Source organism: Streptomyces sp. MS19 (assembly GCF_047200595.1).
Lineage (GTDB): Bacteria > Actinomycetota > Actinomycetes > Streptomycetales > Streptomycetaceae > Streptomyces.
In genome coordinates, this window is sequence record NZ_JBJZOH010000030.1 from 1 (window position 1) to 21,516 (window position 21,516).

Annotated in this window: 27 protein-coding genes; 13 read left to right on the plus strand and 14 right to left on the minus strand. The window is 72.2% G+C overall.

Translation table 11 applies throughout. The features are described from left to right. The 3 genes from ACL02R_RS22925 to ACL02R_RS22935 form a co-directional block, all read left to right on the plus strand. A partial coding sequence (locus ACL02R_RS22925) for an HYD1 signature containing ADP-ribosyltransferase family protein (protein ID WP_412798857.1) occupies positions 1–3,502 on the plus strand: 3,502 nt, incomplete at its 5' end. Positions 3,503–3,504: 2 nt separating this feature from the next. Next, entirely contained in the window at positions 3,505–3,789 is a 285-nt protein-coding gene (locus ACL02R_RS22930) for a DUF6881 domain-containing protein (RefSeq protein ID WP_412798858.1), read from the plus strand. Between the two features lie 10 nt (positions 3,790–3,799). Beyond that, complete coding sequence (locus ACL02R_RS22935) at positions 3,800–4,261, plus strand: macro domain-containing protein (protein ID WP_412798859.1); 462 nt, start codon at positions 3,800–3,802, stop codon at positions 4,259–4,261. On the opposite strand, the gene ACL02R_RS22940 is transcribed toward ACL02R_RS22935, so the two are convergent. The 4 genes from ACL02R_RS22940 to ACL02R_RS22955 all read right to left on the minus strand — a co-directional run bounded on the left by ACL02R_RS22940 (position 4,255) and on the right by ACL02R_RS22955 (position 6,296). Beyond that, on the minus strand, positions 4,255–4,563 hold the full coding sequence (locus ACL02R_RS22940) for a hypothetical protein (protein ID WP_412798860.1): 309 nt from the start codon (positions 4,561–4,563) through the stop codon (positions 4,255–4,257). The two genes, ACL02R_RS22935 and ACL02R_RS22940, sit on opposite strands and share 7 nt — an antisense overlap. A 26-nt stretch (positions 4,564–4,589) precedes the next feature. After that, positions 4,590–5,024, minus strand: coding sequence for a hypothetical protein (locus ACL02R_RS22945; RefSeq protein ID WP_412798861.1), 435 nt, complete (start codon positions 5,022–5,024; stop codon positions 4,590–4,592). A 109-nt stretch (positions 5,025–5,133) separates the two neighbouring features. Beyond that, complete coding sequence (locus tag ACL02R_RS22950; protein ID WP_412798862.1) at positions 5,134–5,679, minus strand: NADPH-dependent FMN reductase; 546 nt, start codon at positions 5,677–5,679, stop codon at positions 5,134–5,136. 29 nt (positions 5,680–5,708) lie between these two features. After that, entirely contained in the window at positions 5,709–6,296 is a 588-nt protein-coding gene (locus ACL02R_RS22955; protein ID WP_412798863.1) for a YczE/YyaS/YitT family protein, read from the minus strand. Between the two features lie 60 nt (positions 6,297–6,356). Between ACL02R_RS22955 and ACL02R_RS22960 the strand changes: the two genes are divergently transcribed. Then, positions 6,357–6,827, plus strand: coding sequence for a MarR family winged helix-turn-helix transcriptional regulator (locus tag ACL02R_RS22960; protein ID WP_412798864.1), 471 nt, complete (start codon positions 6,357–6,359; stop codon positions 6,825–6,827). Here ACL02R_RS22960 and ACL02R_RS22965 read toward each other — a convergent pair. From ACL02R_RS22965 to ACL02R_RS22990, 6 genes are all read right to left on the minus strand, one after another. After that, positions 6,805–7,857 (minus strand): protein-L-isoaspartate O-methyltransferase family protein, encoded by a 1,053-nt coding sequence (locus ACL02R_RS22965; protein WP_412798865.1) that lies wholly within the window; start codon positions 7,855–7,857, stop codon positions 6,805–6,807. The two genes, ACL02R_RS22960 and ACL02R_RS22965, sit on opposite strands and share 23 nt — an antisense overlap. Before the next feature lie 65 nt (positions 7,858–7,922). Beyond that, on the minus strand, positions 7,923–8,342 hold the full coding sequence (locus tag ACL02R_RS22970; RefSeq protein ID WP_412798866.1) for a lasso peptide biosynthesis B2 protein: 420 nt from the start codon (positions 8,340–8,342) through the stop codon (positions 7,923–7,925). After that, a complete protein-coding gene (locus tag ACL02R_RS22975) occupies positions 8,339–8,590 on the minus strand; it encodes a hypothetical protein (protein WP_412798867.1) in 252 nt (83 codons plus the stop codon). The genes ACL02R_RS22970 and ACL02R_RS22975 overlap by 4 nt, the downstream gene beginning before the upstream one ends. Beyond that, a complete protein-coding gene (locus ACL02R_RS22980) occupies positions 8,587–10,410 on the minus strand; it encodes an asparagine synthase-related protein (protein ID WP_412798868.1) in 1,824 nt (607 codons plus the stop codon). Before ACL02R_RS22980 ends, ACL02R_RS22975 begins: the two co-directional genes overlap by 4 nt. Continuing rightward, positions 10,391–10,558: a hypothetical protein gene (locus tag ACL02R_RS22985; RefSeq protein ID WP_412798869.1), complete on the minus strand. Its 168-nt coding sequence runs from the start codon at positions 10,556–10,558 to the stop codon at positions 10,391–10,393. Before ACL02R_RS22985 ends, ACL02R_RS22980 begins: the two co-directional genes overlap by 20 nt. A gap of 156 nt (positions 10,559–10,714) precedes the next feature. Next, positions 10,715–11,920 carry a helix-turn-helix domain-containing protein gene (locus ACL02R_RS22990; RefSeq protein WP_398840170.1) on the minus strand — a complete coding sequence of 402 codons (1,206 nt, stop codon included), beginning with the start codon at positions 11,918–11,920 and terminating at the stop codon, positions 10,715–10,717. 267 nt (positions 11,921–12,187) lie between these two features. Here ACL02R_RS22990 and amcA point away from each other — a divergent pair, with 267 nt between their 5' ends. Continuing rightward, positions 12,188–12,316, plus strand: coding sequence for a multiple cyclophane-containing RiPP AmcA (gene amcA / locus ACL02R_RS22995; protein WP_412798870.1), 129 nt, complete (start codon positions 12,188–12,190; stop codon positions 12,314–12,316). A 61-nt stretch (positions 12,317–12,377) separates the two neighbouring features. Further along, a complete protein-coding gene (locus ACL02R_RS23000; protein ID WP_412798871.1) occupies positions 12,378–13,064 on the plus strand; it encodes a pentapeptide repeat-containing protein in 687 nt (228 codons plus the stop codon). A 44-nt stretch (positions 13,065–13,108) separates the two neighbouring features. Here ACL02R_RS23000 and ACL02R_RS23005 read toward each other — a convergent pair whose 3' ends face one another. The 3 genes from ACL02R_RS23005 to ACL02R_RS23015 form a co-directional block, all read right to left on the minus strand. Then, positions 13,109–13,630 carry a DUF6879 family protein gene (locus tag ACL02R_RS23005; protein WP_412798872.1) on the minus strand — a complete coding sequence of 174 codons (522 nt, stop codon included), beginning with the start codon at positions 13,628–13,630 and terminating at the stop codon, positions 13,109–13,111. Between the two features lie 408 nt (positions 13,631–14,038). After that, positions 14,039–14,377 carry a hypothetical protein gene (locus ACL02R_RS23010; protein ID WP_412798873.1) on the minus strand — a complete coding sequence of 113 codons (339 nt, stop codon included), beginning with the start codon at positions 14,375–14,377 and terminating at the stop codon, positions 14,039–14,041. A 22-nt stretch (positions 14,378–14,399) separates the two neighbouring features. Next, positions 14,400–14,933, minus strand: a complete 534-nt coding sequence (locus ACL02R_RS23015) for a hypothetical protein (RefSeq protein WP_412798874.1) — start codon at positions 14,931–14,933, stop codon at positions 14,400–14,402. Between the two features lie 125 nt (positions 14,934–15,058). On the opposite strand from ACL02R_RS23015, the gene ACL02R_RS23020 reads away from it, so the two are divergent. The 5 genes from ACL02R_RS23020 (at position 15,059) to ACL02R_RS23040 (ending at position 17,558) form a co-directional block, all read left to right on the plus strand. Beyond that, positions 15,059–15,889, plus strand: coding sequence for a helix-turn-helix domain-containing protein (locus tag ACL02R_RS23020; RefSeq protein WP_412798875.1), 831 nt, complete (start codon positions 15,059–15,061; stop codon positions 15,887–15,889). Next, entirely contained in the window at positions 15,886–16,077 is a 192-nt protein-coding gene (locus tag ACL02R_RS23025) for a DUF397 domain-containing protein (RefSeq protein ID WP_412798876.1), read from the plus strand. Before ACL02R_RS23020 ends, ACL02R_RS23025 begins: the two co-directional genes overlap by 4 nt. A 13-nt stretch (positions 16,078–16,090) precedes the next feature. Further along, on the plus strand, positions 16,091–16,291 hold the full coding sequence (locus tag ACL02R_RS23030) for a DUF397 domain-containing protein (RefSeq protein WP_412798877.1): 201 nt from the start codon (positions 16,091–16,093) through the stop codon (positions 16,289–16,291). A gap of 81 nt (positions 16,292–16,372) precedes the next feature. After that, the gene (locus tag ACL02R_RS23035) at positions 16,373–17,038 is read left to right on the plus strand and encodes a DUF4396 domain-containing protein (protein WP_412798878.1); all 666 of its coding nucleotides are present in this window, start codon (positions 16,373–16,375) and stop codon (positions 17,036–17,038) included. Between the two features lie 64 nt (positions 17,039–17,102). Then, entirely contained in the window at positions 17,103–17,558 is a 456-nt protein-coding gene (locus ACL02R_RS23040; RefSeq protein ID WP_412798879.1) for a VOC family protein, read from the plus strand. Here the strand turns inward: ACL02R_RS23040 and ACL02R_RS23045 are convergent. Further along, positions 17,542–19,032 carry a SulP family inorganic anion transporter gene (locus ACL02R_RS23045; protein ID WP_412798913.1) on the minus strand — a complete coding sequence of 497 codons (1,491 nt, stop codon included), beginning with the start codon at positions 19,030–19,032 and terminating at the stop codon, positions 17,542–17,544. The two genes, ACL02R_RS23040 and ACL02R_RS23045, sit on opposite strands and share 17 nt — an antisense overlap. Positions 19,033–19,413: 381 nt before the next feature. Here ACL02R_RS23045 and ACL02R_RS23050 point away from each other — a divergent pair, with 381 nt between their 5' ends. After that, positions 19,414–19,830, plus strand: a complete 417-nt coding sequence (locus tag ACL02R_RS23050; RefSeq protein ID WP_412798880.1) for a MerR family transcriptional regulator — start codon at positions 19,414–19,416, stop codon at positions 19,828–19,830. Between the two features lie 133 nt (positions 19,831–19,963). Continuing rightward, entirely contained in the window at positions 19,964–21,442 is a 1,479-nt protein-coding gene (locus tag ACL02R_RS23055; RefSeq protein ID WP_412798881.1) for a hypothetical protein, read from the plus strand. Positions 21,443–21,516: the final 74 nt, after the last annotated feature.

The window sequence follows — 21,516 nt, forward strand, 5'->3', positions numbered from 1 at the left end:
CGCACGCACCGGACTACGCGGCATCACCCAGGGCGTCCGCGGCCTCGGCCAGCTCCTGCGGAGCATGGCGAGGGGCGGGGACGACCTGATCTGCCGCACCGACCCCGTGGACATGGCCACCGGCGAAGTGGTCATGGACGCGACCGACATCGAACTCCCCGGCGTCCTCCCGCTGATCCTCACCCGGCACCACCGCAGCAGCATGCGGCAGGGCCGCTGGTTCGGCCCCTCCTGGACCTCGACGCTCGACCAGCGCCTCATCCTGGACGACACCGGCGCGCGCCTGGTCACCGAGGACGGCCGCGTCCTCGACTACCCGCGCCCGCTGCCCGGCGCGCCCGTCCTCCCCGTCGAAGGCCCGCGCTGGGAACTGACCTGGGACGGCAGCCCCGCCACCCCCCTGACCGTCCACCGCCACGACACCGGCCGCCTCCTGCGCTTCGCACCCGTCCCCGGCCGCAGGGGCGGCGAACTGCCCCTCACCGCCATAGCCGACCGCAACGGCAACGAGATACGCATCCGCCACGACGATCATGGCGCCCCCACCGACATCGTGCACCACGGCGGCCACCACATCGCCGTCACCACCACCGGCCGCCGCATCATCCGGCTGACGCTGCTCAGCGACCCGGCGCACCCCGTTCTCCTGCGCTACGCCTACGACACCCATGGCGACCTGTCCGACGTCACCAACACCTCCGGCCTCCCCCTCACCCTCACCTACGACGACCACCACCGCCTCACCGGCTGGCGCGACCGCAACAGCACCTGGTACCGCTACGCGTACGACGACGCCGGCCGCTGCGTGGCCACCACCGGCCAGGACGGCATCCTCTCCAGCCGCGTCGCCTACGACACCGACGCCCACCGCACCCTCTTCACCGACGCCCTGGGCAACACCACCACCTACCAGTTCGACGACTGCCACCAGCTCCGCACCGTCACCGACCCCCTCGGCAACACCACCCAGCACACCTGGGACCGGTACGACCGGCTCCTCACCCACACCGACGCCCTGGGCCACACCACCGCCTACCGCTACGACGAACACGGCTCGCTCGCCGCCGTCGTCCGCCCCGACGGGCACGAGGTCACCGTCCGCGCCGACGCACGCGGCCTGCCGGCCGAGGTGACCGACGCGGACGGCACGGTCTGGCGCCGGGCGTACGACGGGCGCGGCAACCGCACCGAACTGGTCAATCCGGCGGGCGACCGCACCGTGTACCGCCACGACGGACGCGGCGCCCTCCTCGCCGTCACCGACGCCGCCGGCGCCACGACGGCCGTGCGCTGCGACGCCGCGGGACTGCCGGTGGAGGTCACCGACCCGCTCGGCGCCGTCACCCGCTACCGGCGCGACGCGTTCGGCCGCCCCACGGAGATCACCGACCCCCTGGGCGCCGTCACCCGCCTGACCTGGACCCCCGAAGGCCTCCTCGCCCGCCACGAATCCCCGCTCGGCGCCACGATGGCCTGGGAGTGGGACGGCGAGGGCAACTGCACCGCGCACACGGACGAGACCGGCCGCACGACCCGCTTCACGTACGGCCCCTTCGACCTCGTCCGCACGCTCACCGAACCGGACGGCTCCGGCTGGGAGTTCCGGTACGACGCGGAGACCCGCCTCACGCAGGCGCGCGGCCCGCACGGCCTGACCTGGGAGTACACCTACGACGCGGCGGGCCGCCCGAGCGCCGAGACCGACTGGGACGGCCGCCGGGTCACCTACGAGACGGACGCAGCCGACCGGCTCGCGGCGCGCGTCAACGCGGCGGGCCAGCGCATCACGTACACGTGGGACAGCCTCGGGCGGCTCGTCGGCAAGACGGGCGACGGCGTGGACGCCGCGTTCACCTACGACCCCGCCGGGCGCCTGCTCGCCGCACGGCACGGTGGCGTCGGCCTCACCAGGACGTACGACCCGCTCGGCCGCACGCTCACCGAGACGGTCGACGGCCTGCGCACCACCCACACGTACGACCCCCTCGGCCGCCCCCTGACCCGCACGACGCCCAGTGGACACACCAGCGCCTGGCACCGCGACGCCGCCGGGCAGCCGGAGCGCCTCGTGACGGCGGGGCGGGTCGTCGCGTTCGACCACGACGCGGCGGGCCGCGAGACGCGGCGGCGCCTCCCGTTCCCGGCGGCCCTCGACCACGAGCTGGACGCGGCCGGCACCCTCACCGCCCAGACGCTCACCGGCCCCACCGGCTGGCGCCGCGCCCACGAGTACCGCGCGGACCGGCTCCTGACCGCCGTCCGCGACTCACGCGGCGGCGCCGCCTCGTTCACCCTCGACCCGGCGGGCCGTGTCACCGCCGTGGACGGACCGGCGGGCGCGGAGGGCTACCAGTACGGCACCGCGGGCCGCCTCACCTCCGCCACGCGCACCGCGCCCCCGCCCGGCGGCGGCGCCACCGACTACCGGCCCGTGACACTGACCGGTACCCGCGTGGAGCGCGCCGGAGCCGTGCACTACACGTACGACGCCGCGGGCCGCGTCACGCGCCGCCGCCGCAAACGCCTCTCCGGTGCCGACGAGACCTGGGCGTACGCCTGGGACGCCGAGGACCGCCTCACCTCCGTCACCACCCCGGACGGCACCGTCTGGCGCTACCTGTACGACGCCCTCGGCCGCCGCGTCGCCAAACACCGCCTCGCACCGGACGGCTCGGTCGCCGAGGAGACCCGCTTCACCTGGGACGACACGACACTCGTCGAGCAGACCACGGCGGACGGCGCCGAACGGACCTCGCTGACCTGGGACTACAGCGGCCACACGCCGCTGGCGCAGACCGAACGCGCCTCGCCCGACGACACCGACGGCCGTTTCTACGCCATCGTCACCGACCTGGTGGGCGCCCCCGTCGAACTGCTCGACGACGGCGGCGCGACCGTATGGCGTGCGCGGCGCACCCTGTGGGGCGCGGACGACGACGGCACGCCCTCACCCACCCCGCTGCGCTTCCCCGGCCAGTACGCGGACGCCGAGACGCAGTGGTTCTACAACCTGCACCGCCACTACGACCCGGACATCGCCGCCTACACCACGCCCGACCCGCTCGGCCTCATCGCCGCCCCCGACTGCTACGGCTACGTCCCCAACCCCACGGCGTGGACCGACGTCCTCGGGCTCATCCCCTGCAACCTGAACCGCTACGTCTCCCGCCTGTTCCACTACACGAACGAGACCAGCCTCCAGCGCATCCTCGCCAGCCGGCAGATGTGGCCCTCCCTGCGCGCCACGAACCCCAAGGACGCCCGCTACGGCGACGGCCAGTACCTCACCGACATCGTGCCCGGCACCCGTACGCTCGGGCAGTTGTCCTACGCGTTCCTGCGCGTTCCGTGGGCCGGCCGCAGGTTCACCCATTACGTCGAGATCGACGTGCGGAATCTCGACGTCATGCAGTCCACCGACCGTCCGGACGTCTTCGTGATTCTCAACCAGGGTAATCTCGACCTCACCGGCCGGATTCTCAGCAGTGGGAGGAGCACCTAGGGGTGCGGTACTGGAAGGTCTACTGGCACCACGACTTCACCGCGGAGCCGGTCGCCATCTACAGCGAGATCGGCCCCGACGACGGGGAATCGCGCCGGGTGGAGGAGTTCAGGGGCGGCCGTACGGGGTGGGCGGACGAGCGGCGCGAGCACGGCGGCACGTCGCTCGCGGACGTGCCGTTCGGGGACATCGAAGAAGTGCGGGCGCAAGCGGAGTTCACCGCTTTCGTCATTCTCCGCGAGGAATTCGAAGGCGCCTGGAAAAGGGCGATGGGAGAATCCGCGTGAGGCTCGCGGCATGACGGTCGAGGAACGCGCAGGCGATCTCTTCTCCGCCGCCACGCTCGCGGACGCCGACGCCCTCGCGCACGGTGTCAACTGCGCCGGAGCCATGGGCCGTGGCATCGCCGTCGCCTTCCGCGACCGCTGGCCCGCGATGTACGAGGACTACCGCGCCGCGTGCCGCGACGGCCGTCTCGTGCCCGGCGCCGTCCTCCCATGGCGGGCGCCGGACGGCCCGTTGGTCTACCACCTCGGCACCCAGAAGCACTGGCGTTCCCCGGCGCGGCTGCCCGACGTCCGCGCCGCCGTCGCCGCGATGGTGGCGCACGCGGCCGGGCACGGCGTGCGCCGGATCGCCCTGCCACGCGTGGCGGCAGGGCTCGGCGGCCTGCCGTGGGAGGACGTCCGCGCGGCTCTGCGCGAGGAGTCGGCCGCCGCGCCGGTCGTGCTGCTGGTCGTCACACCAGCGGGTCAGTAGACCCGCACGCGCCAGCGGTCGGCGGTGTGCCGGGCGCGGGTGGCGGAGTCGGTCATCGTGATGCGGTCGCCGTCCACGGAGGCCACCCAGCCGTAGACCGCGCGGTCCGGCAGATCGACGCGGACCACGTCCTCCTCGCCGATGTCCTGCTCGACGGGCCTCGTCCAGCGCGTGTCGCACTCGGCGCAGTGGTACGCGACCAGCGCCCGCCCGTTCCGTTCGACGGGCTCGCCGGGCGCCGGGTCGTGGCCCAGCCCGCCCCTGCACCGCGCCAGCCGGCGGCGCTCGCGCCATGTCCCCATGGGGCGACGGTACGGGGCGGCGGGACTCAGACGGAGAACGAGGCGTACATCCCGTGCCCGTCGCGCTCGGCGGCGCGCGCGATGGTGCGCAACTCGCCGATGACGCCCGCCAGTTCGTTCGGGTCCTCGGGCATCACCCAGTTCTCGGACGCCGCCCAGCGCGCGGCCAGGGGCAGCAGCGCGTCGTCGGCGAGGGCGGACAGGACGGTCACGTCCTCGCCGTGCAGCCGCAGCAGCGGCGCCGTGCCCTCCTCCGGCGGCTCGTCGTCGGCGTAACGGGCCACACCCTCCTCGGCCGTGAAGTCCCGCCCGCGCGCCAGCGCGCACAACTCGCCGAGCAGCACGACGGGATCGACCCACTTCACCTCGGTCTGCGGCACGCCGGTGCTCTCCGGGCCGTTCACGACGCAGGCGGCGGCCTCGTCGGGCGTGGCGGCGAAGTAGCGGAAGTACTGCCCCATTCCAACCTCCCAGCTCCCCGGGTGCGGCGGTTCCGCGCCGCGTTCACTTCTCCCGGGTGCCCGGAACAGGCGGATCTCACCGCGTCCGCGACCGGTTCCGCCACGCGGATCACGCGCCGGCGGTCACCGCGTCCAGCAGCGCGTCGACGCGGTCGGCCAGGTCGGGGCCGGGCACGAAGCCCCCGTCGCCGCCGAAGTACTCCGCGATGCCGGGGATCGACACGGTCGGCTCGGCCACCCGCAGTCCGACGCGGCCCAGCACCGGCCGCAGCATCTCCAGCGCCGGCGCGCCGCCGGACGGCCCCGCGCTGTAGCTGACCAGCCCGGCCGGCTTGTCGCGCCACTCGCCGTAGAGGGTGTCGATCGCGTTCTTCAGCGGCGCGGTGTAGCCGCCGTTGTACATCGGCATGACGATCACGAACGCGTCGGCCGCCGTCACCGTCGCGCTCCACTCCTTCGTGGAGGCGTGGACGTACCGGCCCTCGGAGGGCAGTTCCGGCTCGTCGAGGAGCGGCAGGTCGATGTCGCGCAGGTCGATCAGCTCGGGCGCCAGCTGCGGGCGGGCCTGCGCGAGGCCGGTGATCCAGCGGGCCAGCGGCCGTCCGGCCGATACGTGGCGGGTGCTGGCGGAGAGGACGTGCAGGGTGCGGACCATGGGGGGTTCCTTCACTTCTTCCGAGAGGGTCAGGCGGGTGCGGCGGGCGGCACGGTGAGGCGGCGCAGGGCGAGCTGCGTCAGCGGCCCGATGGCCAGCGCGAACAGCACGGTGCCGACGCCCACCGTCCCGCCCAGCAGCCACCCGGCGGCGACGACGGTGATCTCGATGCCCGTGCGCGCGGCCCGTACCGAGACGCCCCGCGCGGCGAGGCCGGTCATCAGCCCGTCGCGCGGCCCGGGGCCGAGGCCGGCGCCGACGTAGAGACCGGTCGCCACCGCGTTCAGCACGATGCCCGACAGCAGCAGCGGCGCGCGCACGGCGAGGGCGTCGGGCTCGGGGAGCAGGGCGAGCGCGGCGTCCGCGACGACGCCGACGACCAGCACGTTCGCGATCGTCCCGACGCCGGGCCGTACGCGCAGTGGTATCCACGCGAGGAGTACGAGCGCCCCCACCGCGTTGACGACCCAGCCGAACGGCACGCCGGTGCTGTCGGCGACGCCCTGGTGCAGGACGTCCCACGACGGGACCCCGAGCCCGGCCGACAGCATCAGCGCCACGCTGACGCCGAAGAGCACGAGCCCGCCGAACAGGCGCACTGTTTGTTGACGTGTCACGCAAACACCGTACGGCCGATATAGGTGACATGTCAACCAGGCCGGGCGTACGCTTGTCCCGTGACCTCATCCCCCCGCTGGCTGACCCCCGAGGAGCAGAGCGCCTGGCAGGCGTACCGCCGCATGACGCTGCTGCTCAACGCCCGCATCTCCCGCGAGCTCGCCGACGACTGCGGCCTCTCCGACCCCGACTACGACGTCCTGTCCACCCTGGGCGAGAGCGCCGACAGCCGCCGCAGGGTCAACGAGCTCGCCGACCGCATGCTGTGGTCCCGCAGCCGCCTCTCCCACCACCTGACCCGCATGCAGCAGCGCGGCCTCATCGCCCGCGAGCACTGCGTGGACGACGGCCGGGGCGCCCTCGTCGTCCTCACCGCCGAGGGCCGCCGGAAACTGGAGCAGGCCGCGACGGGCCACGTGGAGGCCGTCCGCCGCCACTTCATCGACCTCCTCACCCCCGAGGAGATCACGGCCTTCACCACGATCGGCAACAAGATCACCACCCACCTCACCACCCCCGAGACGACCTGACCCCCCACCGGGTCGGTACGTGGAGCCGGTCGCCGGACGGCGCCAGCCGGGTGTGCCAGGCCGTCAGAGCCGGCCGGCCGAGCGCGGTCCACCGAGCGGCGTGCCGTACCACGTCGTCGGCGAGCCGCCGCGCGCCGGACGACGGCAGGAGGACGCCGTCCGGCCGGAGGTAGACGGCGGCCGGCGGCTCCCCCGGGCTCGTGAGCGCGCACCCGGCGTGGGCGCCCCCGGCGCAGGTGGTCCTGCCGTCGTGGAGAGCGAGGTAGAGCCACAGGTCGATGTAACTGCTGTGCGGATCGAGTTCGGCGACGGTGCGCGCGGCGGCCGGGTCGGGCTCCGGCAGGGCCGTGCCGGTGGCCGAGGGGGAAGGGGCGGCGCGCTCGTACAGGGCGCCGGTGGCGGCCATGAAGTCGGCGGAGGCCAGGAGTACGGCCCGGGGCTGTCCGCGGTCGATGGTGACCCGGGTCAGGGGGTGCAGTCCGCCGAGAGCCAGCGGGGCGACGATGACGCCTCCGGGGGCGAGCTGCCGCAGCCAGGCCGTCGCGATCCCCGCCACTCCGCAGGTGACCACGATCCGGTCGTAGGGGCCGCCGTCCCGACGGCCGGCCAACCCGTCGCCGGTGTGGACGGTGACGCCGGTCGTGCCCGTCGCGGCCAGGGCGGACCTGGCCTCGTCGGCGACGACTGCCGACGCCTCGACCGTGACGACGGGCGCTCCGGTGATGTGGCGGACGAGGGCGGCGTTGTATCCCGTGCCGCTGCCGATCTCCAGGACCCGGTGACCGGGCTGGAGATCCGCCCTGTCCAGCATCCTGGTCACGACGGACGGTTGTGACGCGCTGGAGTACGTCCCGGCCGCGTCGCCCGGCAGGTGGGTCATGATGCCCCGGTTGGCGTAGGCCAGACCCAGCAACTCGGCGGTGGGGGCCGTCGGATCGGCGGCGATCCGCGTACCACCGGAGTAGTAACCGGGGATGAAGGCATGGCGCGGCACGGCGGCGACGGCCCGGCTCACCGCTTCGCTCCGCACGGCCCCCTCCCCGCGAAGGGAGGCGACGAGCGCGGCTGCGCGCGGACGCCAGCCATCGGTAACGGTCACATGTGCTCCCAAGGGTGATGAAAACGGATGGGTACATACATGCGGCGCGGATCGGCGGGCTCACCCGCAGGCTGTCCTTCCCCCTCGACCCACGCGTGCACCATCGCGGTTCCGGGACGGACGCCGACGACCAGCACGGGCACAGCGCCATATGCGGCGCGGCAGTACAGCAGGGCGGCGAGCGACCGGGGCAGGCAGGCGCTGGTGCCTCCCAGGGCCAGCCGGACAGTTACGACGGCCGCGACGGCATGCGCGGCCTGGCCCGATGTCGCGGGCCGGGCTCCTGCCATCACGGCGCGGACGACACGCTCCGGGTGTCGCGCACACCGGGTGGCCACGACAGCGGCCCCCCACGCGCGTAACCGCTGGCGGGGAGTGAGGCCGATACGGGGCGGCAGCGCGACCGGATGGCTCACCGGACCACCCCGGCTTGACGCAGGGGCGCCAGACAATGGGCGAGGTCCGCCCGCAACCGCTCACGGGGAACGTGCGGCCACCGGCGGAACAGCGCCTCCTCGGCGGCAGTTGCCGATCCCCCTTCCACGAGGGCGGCCAGTGCGGTGGCCGCCGGGGCGTTGAGCAGCCACACGGTGCCGTCGCCGGTCACCAGAGTGGCCCGCCCGCTGGCGGGGTCCGCGACCCATCGGACGTCGGCGGCGATCATCCGTCCTCCCGCGAATGGAGATGGCGGCCCAGGGCGCCGCGCGCCCAGACCTCGGCCTGGAGCGTCAGCGCGACCAGGAGGTCGTCAGGGCCGCCGGCGCCCCACTGCGCGAGGGGCGCTGTCAGCGGGCCGGGGTCCACCAGGCCCAGCTCCACTAGAACGCTGCTGCCTTCCAGCAGCTCAACGGCCGCACGCCGGTGCTGGCGCGCCGCAAGGTCGTCCCCGGCGCCGTAGCCGCCCTTGGTGCGACGGGTCAGGGATACGTCCGGCACGATGCCGCGCATCGCGGCCCGCAGCAGCGGGCGGACTTCGAACGGTGACGTGCGTTCTTCGGCACGGCAGCCCAGCACCGCCTCGATCACCTGGCGGTCGGCGAAGGGGTATCCGATCCGGAGGTCCGTTCTGGCGAGGGCGGCGGCGGCCTGGAGCCGGTTGAGCCTCGCCAGGGCACGGACCGCCGCTACGGCGGTGTGCTGGTGCGGCCGGTCGTGCAGGGGGAGAGGTCCCGCCTGGGCAAGGGCCTGTTGCAGCGCGTCGCGGCCCTGCTGGGACAGCCACCGGGGAAGCGTCGGCGGGGCCTCCCAGCCAGGCGTGCCCCTGCGCCGTGGGCTCAGCGACAGTGCGAGCCAGCGCTCGTAGGGTCCTGGGTGTGCCGCCTGCGCGCGGAGCCGGGCCGGGGGTGCGTTCCACAGCGCCGCCCAGCCCGCCAGATGCGCACGGGCAACCAGACGGTTGCGCCGCCGGGTGTGGTGCAGATACGGAAGCGCGGTCAGCATCACCTCGTCGCCGCCTTTTCCGCTCAGCAGCAAACGCGCACCGGTACGGGCGACTGTGCGCCACCAGCCCACCGACCGCCGAGGCGACAGCCCTGTCGGGCCTGGCGCATCCATCGGCAGTACGTCGCCGAGGCCGTCGAGAGGGGCGGCGATGGCCTCGGGACCTGCCAGGTGGTGCCGGGCCTCCGGCATTGCCGCAGCGGCGAGTTCCGCCCAGTGCACGTCGTCGGTCGGATCCGCTGCTGCGCCACGGGTGAACAGTTCCACGCGTGCACCGCACTGTCCGTAGGCGATCGAGGCGAGTGACGTGCTGTCCATGCCGCCCGACAGCTCGCATCCCACCGTTCCCCGGTCCGGTACCCGGACTGCGACCGCCCGTTTCAGGGCCGCCCGCAGAGCCGTAGCGGCCTCCCGCACAGGCAGTTCGTCGTCCGGAGGTGTCCACCACTTGCGGGAGGTGATCCGGCCGTCGCCGTCGATCCGCACCGACGACCCCGGCGGAACGCTGCTCACCCTGGTGAAAGCGCTCGCGCCGGACTCAGAGAGGGCCAGGGGCGCCGCCGGCGAAAGGAGTGCCGACGCCAGGAAACCGGTGTCCGGCCGACCGTCACCCAGCGCTCCTGCCAGCACCGCAGCGTCGGACCCCACCACCGGGCAGCCGTCGATCCGTGCGGTGAACGCCTGCCGGATGCCCGCCACGTCTCCTGCCACCCATGATCCACCCGCCACGACAGCGATCGCGTGGTAGCAACCGCTGAATCCCGTCAGGGCGTCTTCCGGCGCATGCCCCCGGGAAATCAACCCCGCCGCCCGGGTCAGCTCTCCGGCCGACGCGTCATGGTCGCCGCACAGCATGACGCCCACGTCCCGCCCGTTCGCCATGGACAACGGCCGTGCGGCGCGGCCGACAACCACGATGTCCCGGCCGAGTCGGCCAAGGAGCCCGCTGCCCGGATCGGCGGCTTCCAGCGCACGACGGGCTCGCGGTGCTGCCGGGTGCCGACCCGGCAGCACCGCGAACCATTCAGCGGATGGAACCGGCACAACCGCTGCCTTCTGGCTTGTACTTGGTGGTCCAGTAGTCACCGTCGTCGGACTCGCCGTCGCTGTAGCTGCCGGCGGCCAGCTCGGTCAGCGTGCCCATCCTGGTGGCACTTGGCGGCTCGTACTCCTCGCTCGGTCCCTGCTCCATGCCGCGCTCTCCTCAGCGGTTGACATCACGGCACCGGAAGTCGGCACCGCAGACACCCTCCACTGTGACCGTCGATGCACGGTGAGTGAATCTTCAGGGCGTATCAGTCCACCTCCCGATACTGCGCCGGGTGATACGGGACGTAGCAGTCGTGTATCAGCGGACGCCCACCGCCGTGCCCAGGATCGCTGCCAGCTTCCGCATCTTCGACGTGGTGGCGTTGCTTGAACCGACCTTCTGTGCGATGACACCGGGAAGGCCCTGGTGCCGTGCCCACCCGGGGGCGGAAGAGCACACGTCGAGCAGGGTGTCCAGGGCAGCGTCCGGCTGGCGGGTGTCGGCCTGAGCGAGTGCCACGTCGAGCAGCAGGCGGTGACGCGCCGAGGGGGTGAGGGCCGACGTGTCGCCGATCTCCCTGTAAAGACTCAGCGCCTTGGCCGGACGCCCGGAGGACACGCTGATGCCGATTGCCTGTGCGTTCACCGTGGCCGGCCCGAAGGCCGTCCCGTTGACGGCGACATCACGGCCCATCCGCGCAGCGACCGCCCTGCCGTGCGAAAGCATGTCCTCGGCGGTGTCCACGTCTCCCGACCTGGCCGCCACAACGGCGCCGAACGTGACGTGCCACCCGTAGGTCGCGAGATGCGCGGCGTCCCGGTCGCTGTAGCGTGGCTCGATCGTTTCGAACGAATGCCTGGCCGCTACCGCAGCCTGGTCCAGCCGGGAATCCCGAAGACAGATCCAGGACCTCCCCGACGCGATCATGGCCTCCCGCACGATGTCGCCGGAGCGCTCGGCCTGGGCTTGCGCGTGCCCGATGCCTGCGTAGGCGAGGTCCCGGGCACCGAACTGATTCGCCACGTAGGCGGCGAGCCGATATGCGTCGGCGAGCAGCCCCCGTGCCGCTCCTTCCTCTCCCGGGCGAGCCCCTCCCACGGCAACCGCCGTCTCTCTCAGCGCCGGAGCGACCCGTGTTCCGGCGCCGATGAAGTCACCGGCGCGATAGCGCTCCCAGGCGGAGGCCAGCCCGAGCGCCACCTCCCGGGGCGCGATGGGCTCCACGTCGAGACCGACTCCGACCGCCGTGTCGTGAACGGCCGTGGACAGCTCCCGCAGCATCGCGCGATCTCCTCCACGCATCGCCCGCCGGGGCGCCTGCTGCCCGAGGATCACCGACACGTCCGTGTGCAGTGCCGACGAGATGCGCATCAGCGTCGTGAGGCTGACGCCCAGATCCCGCTCGGCCTTGCGGATCGTCGCGACCGATACCCCTGCGGCTTCGGCCAGTTGCTCCTGCGTCAGCTCCGCGCCCCGCAGCAGCTTGATGCGCTCGCCGTCCGAGTAGCCACTCCACTGCACCATGCAGTCCTCCTGCCCGAGGGTCGCCGTCCTCGCAAGGTACCCGCTGAACCGACCCCGGCGGGATGGACGGTCAACTCGGTGCGGACTGCTGATCGGTGAGTGGGGCCGGTGTGGTGGGAGTGTCTGTGGTGCGGGGGCGGCCACGATGCGTTGGAGAACGCCGGTGCTCACCCGTGCGTCGCCGTGGGCGACATCGGCGGCCCGGACGCGGCGCCGACGCGGACAGATTGAGCCTGCTGCACCGCATGGATCTGTACCGTCAGGTCGATGGAGTTGGTGGCCACGCGCCACGTCGCGCCCCCTGCGACCGCCGGAGCGGCGTGGGACAACGGGGCGAAGAGCCCGGCCCCCTTCGACAACCGCCCGACCTGGGACAACTGGAACAAGAAGAAGTAGCCGTGCCGCCGGCGGCGCCCCGGGGTGCCGGCGACCGAGGCACCGCGCCGAAAGGCTTTTGATGGACACGCGCACGATCCGCCGTACCAGCGTCGCTCTGCCCGCCCTGGACGAGCCGGGCCTCCGCCTCTCCCACGTCACCTCGCTGGAGGGCGGTCGTGGCCGCGTGGCGGAGTTCCACTACGCCGACGCCGATCTCAGGACCCTCGACCTGGCCGACACCCACCTGCTGGACGGGCGGATCACCGGCCTCAGGGCCCCGCGCGCCCGGCTGGAGGGTCTTCGCGTCGACTCCCTGGAACTCTCCGGCTGCGAGCTGGCCTCCTTGCAGTGGACCAACAGCAAGCTGTCCCGTGTCGTCTTCCGCGACTGCAAGCTGATGGGCGCCGTACTGGAAGACATCACGCTCGACAACGTCCTGTTCGAGAACTGCAAGCTCGACTACAGCACCCTCGCCCGGGTCCGGGCCGCCGGGCCCGTGATCTTCACCGGGTGTTCCCTGCGAGAGACCACCTTCTCCGCCGCCGACCTCGGCGCTGCCACGTTCGACGGATGCGACCTGCGACTGACCGAGTTCGACGGCGGGAGCTACCGGGGCACGGACTTCCGGGGCAACGACCTCTCGCAAGTCCGCGGTCTCGCCTCCCTCAAGCGGATCATCATCGACCGGGCTCAGACACTCCAGATGGCCGAAGCCCTCGCCGCGGAGCTGGACGTCACGTTCGGCGAAGCCCTCGACGACAGATAGTCCCGCACCCCGCGACTCCTCGGCGGAGCGGTGGACAGAAGGAGTCAGACCCGGAACCCGTTGTGCGGTGTGGCGCGTTCCCAGACGGCTTCGAACGCGGCTGCGCAGAACGTCGCCACATCCGCCCGGCGGTCGAGTTCGGGCCCTGCGGAGCCGCCGTCGCCGTCGAAGTGGTTCCACAGGATCACAGCGCCGTCGAAGAGCCAGAAGTCGTTGCCCGGCAGCGCCAGGTCGGACGCGTGGCGGCGGGGCAGCCATCGGACGCTCTCCCCGGCCGCCACGTTCTGGTAGGTCAGTGCGTGCTCGTAGCGGATGTACTCGCTGACCGGTTCGGAGACGATGCGAGCGCGGCGGAACGCCACTCCGCGCGCCGTGGCGTCGCGCACCCAGGTGTGGAACTCGTTCCACCAGGTGGCGGGTTCGCTCGCGGGGCGCCATCCGGCACGCCACTGGGCGAACTCCGCCGCTTCCTCATTGATTCCGTACGCGTCGCGCATCTCCAGATGCACGGCCGATCGGCGCGTGTCGGCCAGCAGGTCAAGGAACGCCACGTCGGTCTGCGACATCACAAGCCTCTCGGAGGACCGGCACCATGCGGAGGGGAACCCGCACCACCGCCTCCGTGGCGGGGATCGGTCCCGTCCGCATGCATTGGGCCAACAGCGTATCGCTGGCCTTCCAGCCCTGGATCACGATCTCCTGAGCGTCGTCGTCCACCCAGGCCGTAGGGCACTGAGTCCCGGTCGTGTTGGGGTCCTTGGCGATGAAGTGCAGTGTCATACGGACATAGCCGCCTTCCACCTGGTTCCGATATGTTCCACAAGCGTCTTCCTCGGAAGCGCGGGCGGTCAACGGCGCACGGTGGCCCGGAACCTGCTCTGACGGAGCACGGATCTCCCCGGCGCGCCCCCTGCCGCCCCCACTCAAGGAGTGATGCCGCCGTACGGAGCAGTTGGCTGCCCGGACGTGTCCGGTCAGGGGCGGGAATCGGGAGTGGGGGAGGGAGTGTGGTGGTGCAGGGCGGTCGCGATGCGTTGGAGGACGCCGGTGCTGACGCGTGTGTCGTCGCGGGCGGCCTCGGCGGCCCGTGCGCGGGCTACGGCGCGGACGGATTGCGCCTGCTGCACCGCGCGGATCTGGACCGCCAGGTCGGCGAGCGTCCTGGACGACATCCGCAGTTCCACGCGTTCCGGAGGCCGGCGCCCGGCCGCGTCATGGGCGATGCCGTCCAGCACCAGCATGACGTCCAGCTCCGGACGCTCACCGGTGCGCAACGTTCTCTCGTCGAGCAGGACGACGCTCAGGCCGGGCACCCGCATCTCCTTCATGGCTTGTTCACAGGTAGATCTGGCGTTCGCAGGAGGCGCAGCGCCATTCGCCGTCCGTGCCCCGGCCGAGGACCGGGTGGGAGCAGGGGCGTGAGATCGGTACGTGCGCCGGGATCTGCAACGGCGGGGCGGTACGGGACGGGAGCGCGGGGCCCCTCCCGTAACGCTCCGTCAGGAACGCCAGCTCGGCCAGGCACCCGTCGCACGCGTACACGTCCCCGCGCGCGTCGGGCGTGCTGACCGTTCCGAGGCGCAGGACGCTGACCTCCTCGCGGCGGCAGTACAGCCAACAGCGGCCGGACGTCCACGCGTTGCCGTCGCCGAGCCGGGCGATGGTCACCGCAGCGCCTCCGTCAGCTTGCGCGCGGTCTGCGGGTTGCACCTCCCGAGATCGACCAGCGGGGGGAGCGGCGGCGCCGACGTACGTGACCACGTCGATGCCGAGCGACGGCAGCGTGATGCCGTGCTCCGCGAGCGCGCTCTCCAACTCCTCGACAACGGCGACCACCTCGCGCCGCCGCGCCTCGTCATCCCTGGACATCGGTATCTGTCTCCTCGGATTCACTGCTCAGTGTGCCGATCGGCACACTGAGAGTGTCCCGCGCGAAGTACGCTCGACCAGGGGTGGAACGCAGACGTCCTGCCATGTCTAGGAACGGAGTTCCCATGACCACGGAGCTGGAGTACGAGGAGAAGCGCGACCCCGCCGTCTCGACACTGGCCTACTTCGGCAAGGAGCTGAAGCTGTGCCGCGACGGGGCGCGGATGTCGCAGCAGGAGTTGGCCGAAGAGGTCCCCTGCCACCACACGCTGATCAACAAGATCGAGACGGCCGTCCGCATCCCGTCCCTGCACATCGCGCAGACCTGCGACCGGGTCTTCGACACCGGCGGCACATTCGAGCGCATGTGGCCGATCGTCATCAAGTACGCGTTCCCGAGCTGGTTCCGGCCGTTCGTGGACCTGGAGGAACAGGCATCGGTCATTCGCAATTTCGAGCTGGTCGTCGTGCCGGGGCTGCTGCAAACCGAGGCGTACGCGCGCGCGATTCTGTCCACCGGCCGACTGGAGAACCTGGAGGACGTCGTCGCGGCCCGGATGCAGCGCCAGCACATTCTCCACCGCATCCACCGTCCCCGCCTGTGGGTGATCATGGAAGAGGCGTGTCTGCGTCGGCCGGTGGGTGGGCGGGACGTCATGTACCGCCAGATTCAGCATCTGATCCGTGCCTCGGAAGAACCTCGTACGGTTATCCAGGTTGTCCCGAGCAGGGTCGCCGTGCACGCTGGGATCGCTGGCCCGTTCTCCTTGCTCAGTTTCGAGGACAAGTCCCCTGATGTCCTGTACTCCGACGGATTCCCCCAGGGGCACATCCGCGCGCTTTCGGAGGATGTTGCCATCGCGGAATGGGCCTACGATCTACTCAGAGCCGATGCTCTCTCAACTGCCGAGTCCGTCAAGCTGATGGACAAGATCGCGAAGGAACTGTACGCATGAACCGCACCACCAGCCCGCGTCCGGTCTGGCGCAAAAGCCCCTATTCGTCGAACAACGGCGGCGACTGCGTGGAGATTGCTGGTGGTGCTACTGGGGTTGTGTCCGTACGGGACAGCAAGATGGTGACAGGCCCTGTGCTGGAAATCCCGTCTCCGTCGTGGGCGGGTTTCATCCGCTCGGCCAAGTGACGCGGAGGCGATCATGGTTGAGCGTCAGCAGCCGGTGTGGCGGAAGAGTTCCTACTCCTCGAACAACGGCGGCAACTGCGTCGAGGTCGCCGAGGGTGTGCCGGGGGTTGTGCCGGTGCGGGACAGCAAGGTTGTGCAGGGGCCCGTGCTCGCGTTTCCCGTGGAGACGTGGCGTGCGTTCGTGGGCGCCGGGTGCGCTGATCCGTCGGTGTAGAGCGTCGCTCCCGTCGTGTGGCGGGCCGCCGGGGTTGGATGGGCGGGTCCGTATCGCCGCACGGGGACGCGAGGTAGCACCGTGAGGACCCCGCCTGACTGGCTCGTCGCCCTCTCCTGGGTGTCGCTCGGCGTCGCGTTCGCGTGCGCCGGATGGATCTTGTACGACACGTACGGGCGCGGGCGCCGTCAGCGGATGCGCGTGATGGAGGCGGTCTGGCCGGTGACCGCGCTGTACTTCGGCCCGGTCGCCGTCGCCGCCTACCACGCGTTCGGCCGCCCCGGGGCGGCGCGGCGGCCGCCGTGGGCGTCCACCGCGCTCGGGGTCTCCCACTGCGGCGCGGGGTGCACGCTGGGCGACGTGATCGCCGGGTTCGCCGTCTTCGCCGTCGGCGCGGAGATCGCCGGGCACAGCCTCTTCGCCGAGTACGCCGGCGACTTCACGCTCGCGCTGCTCCTCGGCATCGCGTTCCAGTACTTCGCCATCGCGCCGATGCGCGGCCTGTCGCCGCGCGCCGGGCTCGTCGCCGCCGCGAAGGCGGACGTGCTGTCGCTGACGGCCTTCGAGATCGGGCTGTTCGCCTGGATGGCGCTCCAGTACTTCGTCGTCTTCCCCGCGCCGCACCACGTCTCGCCGGACAGCCCGGTCTACTGGGCGGGCATGCAACTCGGCATGATCGCGGGGTTCTTCACGTCCTGGCCGGTGAACGTGTGGCTGATCAGGCGGGGCATCAAGGAAGCCATGTGACCTCGCGGCGCCCGGTTCCGGCCGGGCCGGTGCCCGCGTCGGCGGGGCACCTACGATGATCGGCATGTCACACGAAGAGCGCCCGTCCTCCGTCTGGCCGGTCCTGCACTACGACGACACGAGGGCTGCGCTGCGCTTCCTCGTGGACGTGCTGGGTTTCGAGGAAGTCGTCGCGGCGCCGGACGAGCACGGCGGCATCGGGCACGCCGAGCTGCGCCGGCCCGGCGGCGGTGCGCTGGTGTTCGGCTCGACCCGGCACAAGGACAGCGTGCACGGGCGGATGCGGGCGGGGAGCAGCGCGGTGTACGTGGTCGCCGAGGATGTGGACGCAGTGCACCGGCGGGTGTGCGACGCGGGCGGCGACGTACTCGAACCCCCGCACGCCACCCGCTTCGGGTCGGGCGCCGAGGCGTACGTGTGCACCGTCCGGGACCCGGAGGGCAACCTGTGGACCTTCGGCACCTACCGGGGCCCCGCGGAGGAAGGCCGCACGCCTGGCGGGGTCAGTGGCCGCCGGTGAGCGCGCCGGTGAGCCTGCCGTGGAGGTCGGCGCTCGGCGCGTTCAGGCCGGTGATCTCGACGGTCTTGCCGCGCTGGGCGTACTTGGTCTCGATCGCGTCGAGGGCGGCCACGGATGAGGCGTCCCAGACGTGGGCGGCGGACAGGTCCACGACCACCTTCGCCGGGTCGCCCGCGTAGTCGAACCGGCCGACGAGGTCGTTGGAGGACGCGAAGAACAGCTCCCCGGTGACCCGGTAGACGACCGTCGTGCCGTCGGGGTCCGTGACGGCGGTGACCTCGGCGAGGTGGGCGACGCGCCGGGCGAAGACGACCATGGCGGTGAGGGAGCCGACGACGACGCCGATGGCGAGGTTGTGGGTGGCCACCACGGCGACCACGGTGACGGCCATGACGCCGATCTCGCCGGCCGGCATCCTGCGGAGGGTCCCGGGGGCGGTGGAGTGCCAGTCGAAGGTGGCGAACGACACCATGACCATGACGGCGACGAGGGCGGCCATGGGGATGTCGGAGACGACCGGGCCGAAGACGACGCACAGCACCATGAGGAACACACCGGCGAGGAAGGTGGACAGGCGGGTACGGGCGCCGGAGACCTTCACGTTGATCATGGTCTGGCCGATCATGGCGCAGCCGCCCATGCCGCCGAAGAAGCCGGTGACGATGTTGGCGACGCCCTGGCCGATGGACTCGCGGGTCTTGTCGGAGCGGGTGTCGGTGATGTCGTCGACCAGCTTGGCGGTCATCAGGGACTCCATCAGGCCGACCAGCGCCATGGCGAACGCGTACGGGGCGATGGTGGTGAGGGTGTCGAACGTGAACGGCACGTCCGGCAGGCCGGGGACGGGCAGGGAGGAGGGGAGTTCGCCCTTCTCGCCCACGGTCGGTACGGCGACGCCGGCCGCGACCGTGACGACGGTGAGGACGACGATGGACACCAGCGGGGCCGGGACGACGGTGGTGACCTTCGGGAAGAACACCAGCAGCGCCAGGCCGCCGGCGAGCAGCGGGTAGACGGCCCACGGGACGTCGTGCAGCTCCGGCACCTGCGCCATGAAGATCAGGATGGCGAGCGCGTTGACGAAGCCGACCATCACCGAGCGCGGGATGAACCGCATCAGTTTCGCCACCCCGAGCGCGCCGAGGGCGACCTGGAAGACGCCCGCGAGGATGACGGCAGCGATCAGGTGGCCGAGGCCGTGCTCCTGGTTCAGGGGGGCGATCACGAGGGCGACGGCGCCGGTGGCGGCCGAGATCATCGCCCGCCGTCCGCCGACGACCGAGATGACGACGGCCATGGTGAAGGAGGCGAACAGGCCGATCGCGGGATCGACCCCCGCGATGATCGAGAACGAGATCGCCTCGGGGATCAGCGCGAGGGCGACGACCAGGCCCGCCAGGACCTCGGTGCGCCAGACCCTCGGGTCGGAGATCCAGTCGGGCTTCAGGCCGCGCAGGCGCGCGGCCGGGGACACGGCGGGGGTGGCGGGCGTGGCGGGCGTGGCGGAGGACAAAGGAGACGTGACCTGTCGTGCTCGGGCGCACCCCGAGGGGGTGTGCCGGGGTGTGCCGGGATGTGCGGGAGGGCGGGAGGAGCCGGGCTCACTCGCGGGGGCGGAGCGTCACGGCGGGCAGACGGCGGCGCCGGGCGGCATGGGCTCGCGCACGCTTCTCTCCGGCGGGGAACGGATCTTCGCCGGAGGCGTCGTCGGCCCCGGCACGGCGGTGGCGGGGCGGGCGGGACGCCGCGCTCACCACCACCCCGGCGACTCTACCCTAACGTTAGGGTAGGGATCGGCGGTGCCCGCCCGGGATGGGGACGCCGACGACGCGAAGGGCCGGAGGGCGGCACGGGCATGGACGGCGGACACATGCGGATCGGCGAGGTCGCCGCGCGTACGGAACTGTCCCTGCGCACCATCCGGCACTACGAGGAGGTCGGCCTGGTCGTCCCCTCGGCCCGCTCCCGGGGCGGCTTCCGGCTCTACACCGAGGCCGATGTCGCCCGGCTCATGGTCATCCGCCGCATGAAGCCGCTCGGCTTCACCCTGGACCAGATGCGCGACCTGCTGGCGGCCACCGACCGTCTCGACGCGGACGGCGCGCTCGGCGCGGGCGAGCGCGCGGCCCTGCTGGAGCGCGTACGGGCCTACCGGCAGGCGGCCGTCGAGCAGGTGGCGAGGCTGCGGGTCCAGCTCTCCCGTGCCGAGGACTTCGCCGCGACCCTGGACGCGCGTCTGGAACGCGACGCCCCGGCGGCCGGCCGGGACTGAGGCCGTCCGCGCCGGGCGCGGCCCAACTGATGTCACGTCACCGTCAGGCCACGAACGGGTCGTTCCCCCTCCCGATGTCAGTGCGGGTTTGTAAGATCCGTCGCGGTGGTGCGGGAGACGAAGGGGGCACACCGTGACATTCGCGTTGACGCTGGCCGATCCGGAGGGCGATACCTTCCCCTGTCCGGCGTCCCCGGTGATCGTCCGCGCGCAGCGGCGCAGCCTGCGCGTGCGGCTCGGCTTCATCGCGCTCGCCTGGGCCGCGAACGGGGCGATGCTCGCCGGGGTGACGGCGGGGCTGCTCGTCGGTGAACCGTTCGTCCCGGCGTCCGGCACGGGCCCGCTCGTCCCGCTGAGCACCTATCTGCTCCTGCCGATCCTCACGATCGTCAGCATGACGGTGGCCGGAGAGGCCCAGAAGCGCATCTACGGCTACAGCGTCCACCTCCTCCCCGGCACCAGCCACAACAGCTTCGCCCCGCGTTGGGGGCGGCCCGTCAACCGCTGCACCGCCGCCGCCGGCTGCCTCGCGGGCCTGGCGGCGGCGCTCGTCCTGCTGCCCTGGGACGCGTGGGCGGACGCAGCGTGGTGGCGGCAGGCACTCGCCGTGCTGCTCTTCGCCGTGTTTGTCGCGGGAGCCCTGCTCACGCTGCGGTCGCAACTGCCCCGTGTGCGCCTCTTCCGCGAGCGGCACGAGGCGGAGCAGCGGCGGTTCCGGGCGGTCCTCGACGGCGGTGCGCGGTCGGTCGCGCGTGTCACCCGCGTCGAACGCACCGGCCAGTGGCTCGACTCCCTGCCCGTCTTCCTCCTCGGACTGACCTGGCCGACACCCGACGGCCCGCGTGACGTGACGATACGCATCACCGAGTACCCCTGCTGGGCGCCCGTCCTGGGCAACGAGTTCGACGTCTGGTACGACCCCGGGGCGCCCGGTGACGACAGTCGCGTCCACCTGCGCCGCCGGCTCATAGGCCAGCGGGTCCCCGACCGCCCCGAGAGCTTCCGCGCCCCCGCCGTGGGCGACTCGGGCGCCGGGCCCGTCACCCCGCGCTGGATGCCGTCCACGCCCGTCCCCGGCTGGGCCGCCGAGCGCTGGATCTACGCCCTGCTCGCCCTGCTCGGCGCCGCCGTCGCCTGCGCCGCCACGGCCCTGACACCGACCGCGTTCCCCGGCATGCCGGGCATCGCCTGGCTCTGCCTGGCCGTGGAGAGCGGCGCGCTCCTGGCGAACGCCGTGCTGTGGCTCGCGTTCGCGACGCGCCGCCCGCGCTTCGCGCACGGCGCCGACCTGGCGTGGATAGCCGCCCTGCCGTTCCTCACCGCCTTCGGCTACGCGCCCGCCGTCCTCGGCGCGGACCCGGTCTGGCGCTTCGACTTCGACCGGGACGTGGAGGTCCTCACCTCCTGGCTCTACGGCGGCACGATCCTCGCCGCGCTGCTCGCCTTCCTCCTCACCTTCGCTCTGGTCGCACGGTCCCACCGGATGCTCAACGCGGGCGTCAGCGCGCCGCCCGAGGAGATCGAGGAGGCACTGCGGCACCACGACCCGGCGGCCATCGAACGCCTGCGCACCCGCTACGGCTACCTCGCGGGCGGCGTGCAGCTCATATGAACACCGCACCCGGCGGGCCGCACAGGTGACCGGCACGGCGGAGTGTCGGGCGTGCCTCCGCGCAAACGCCGCCC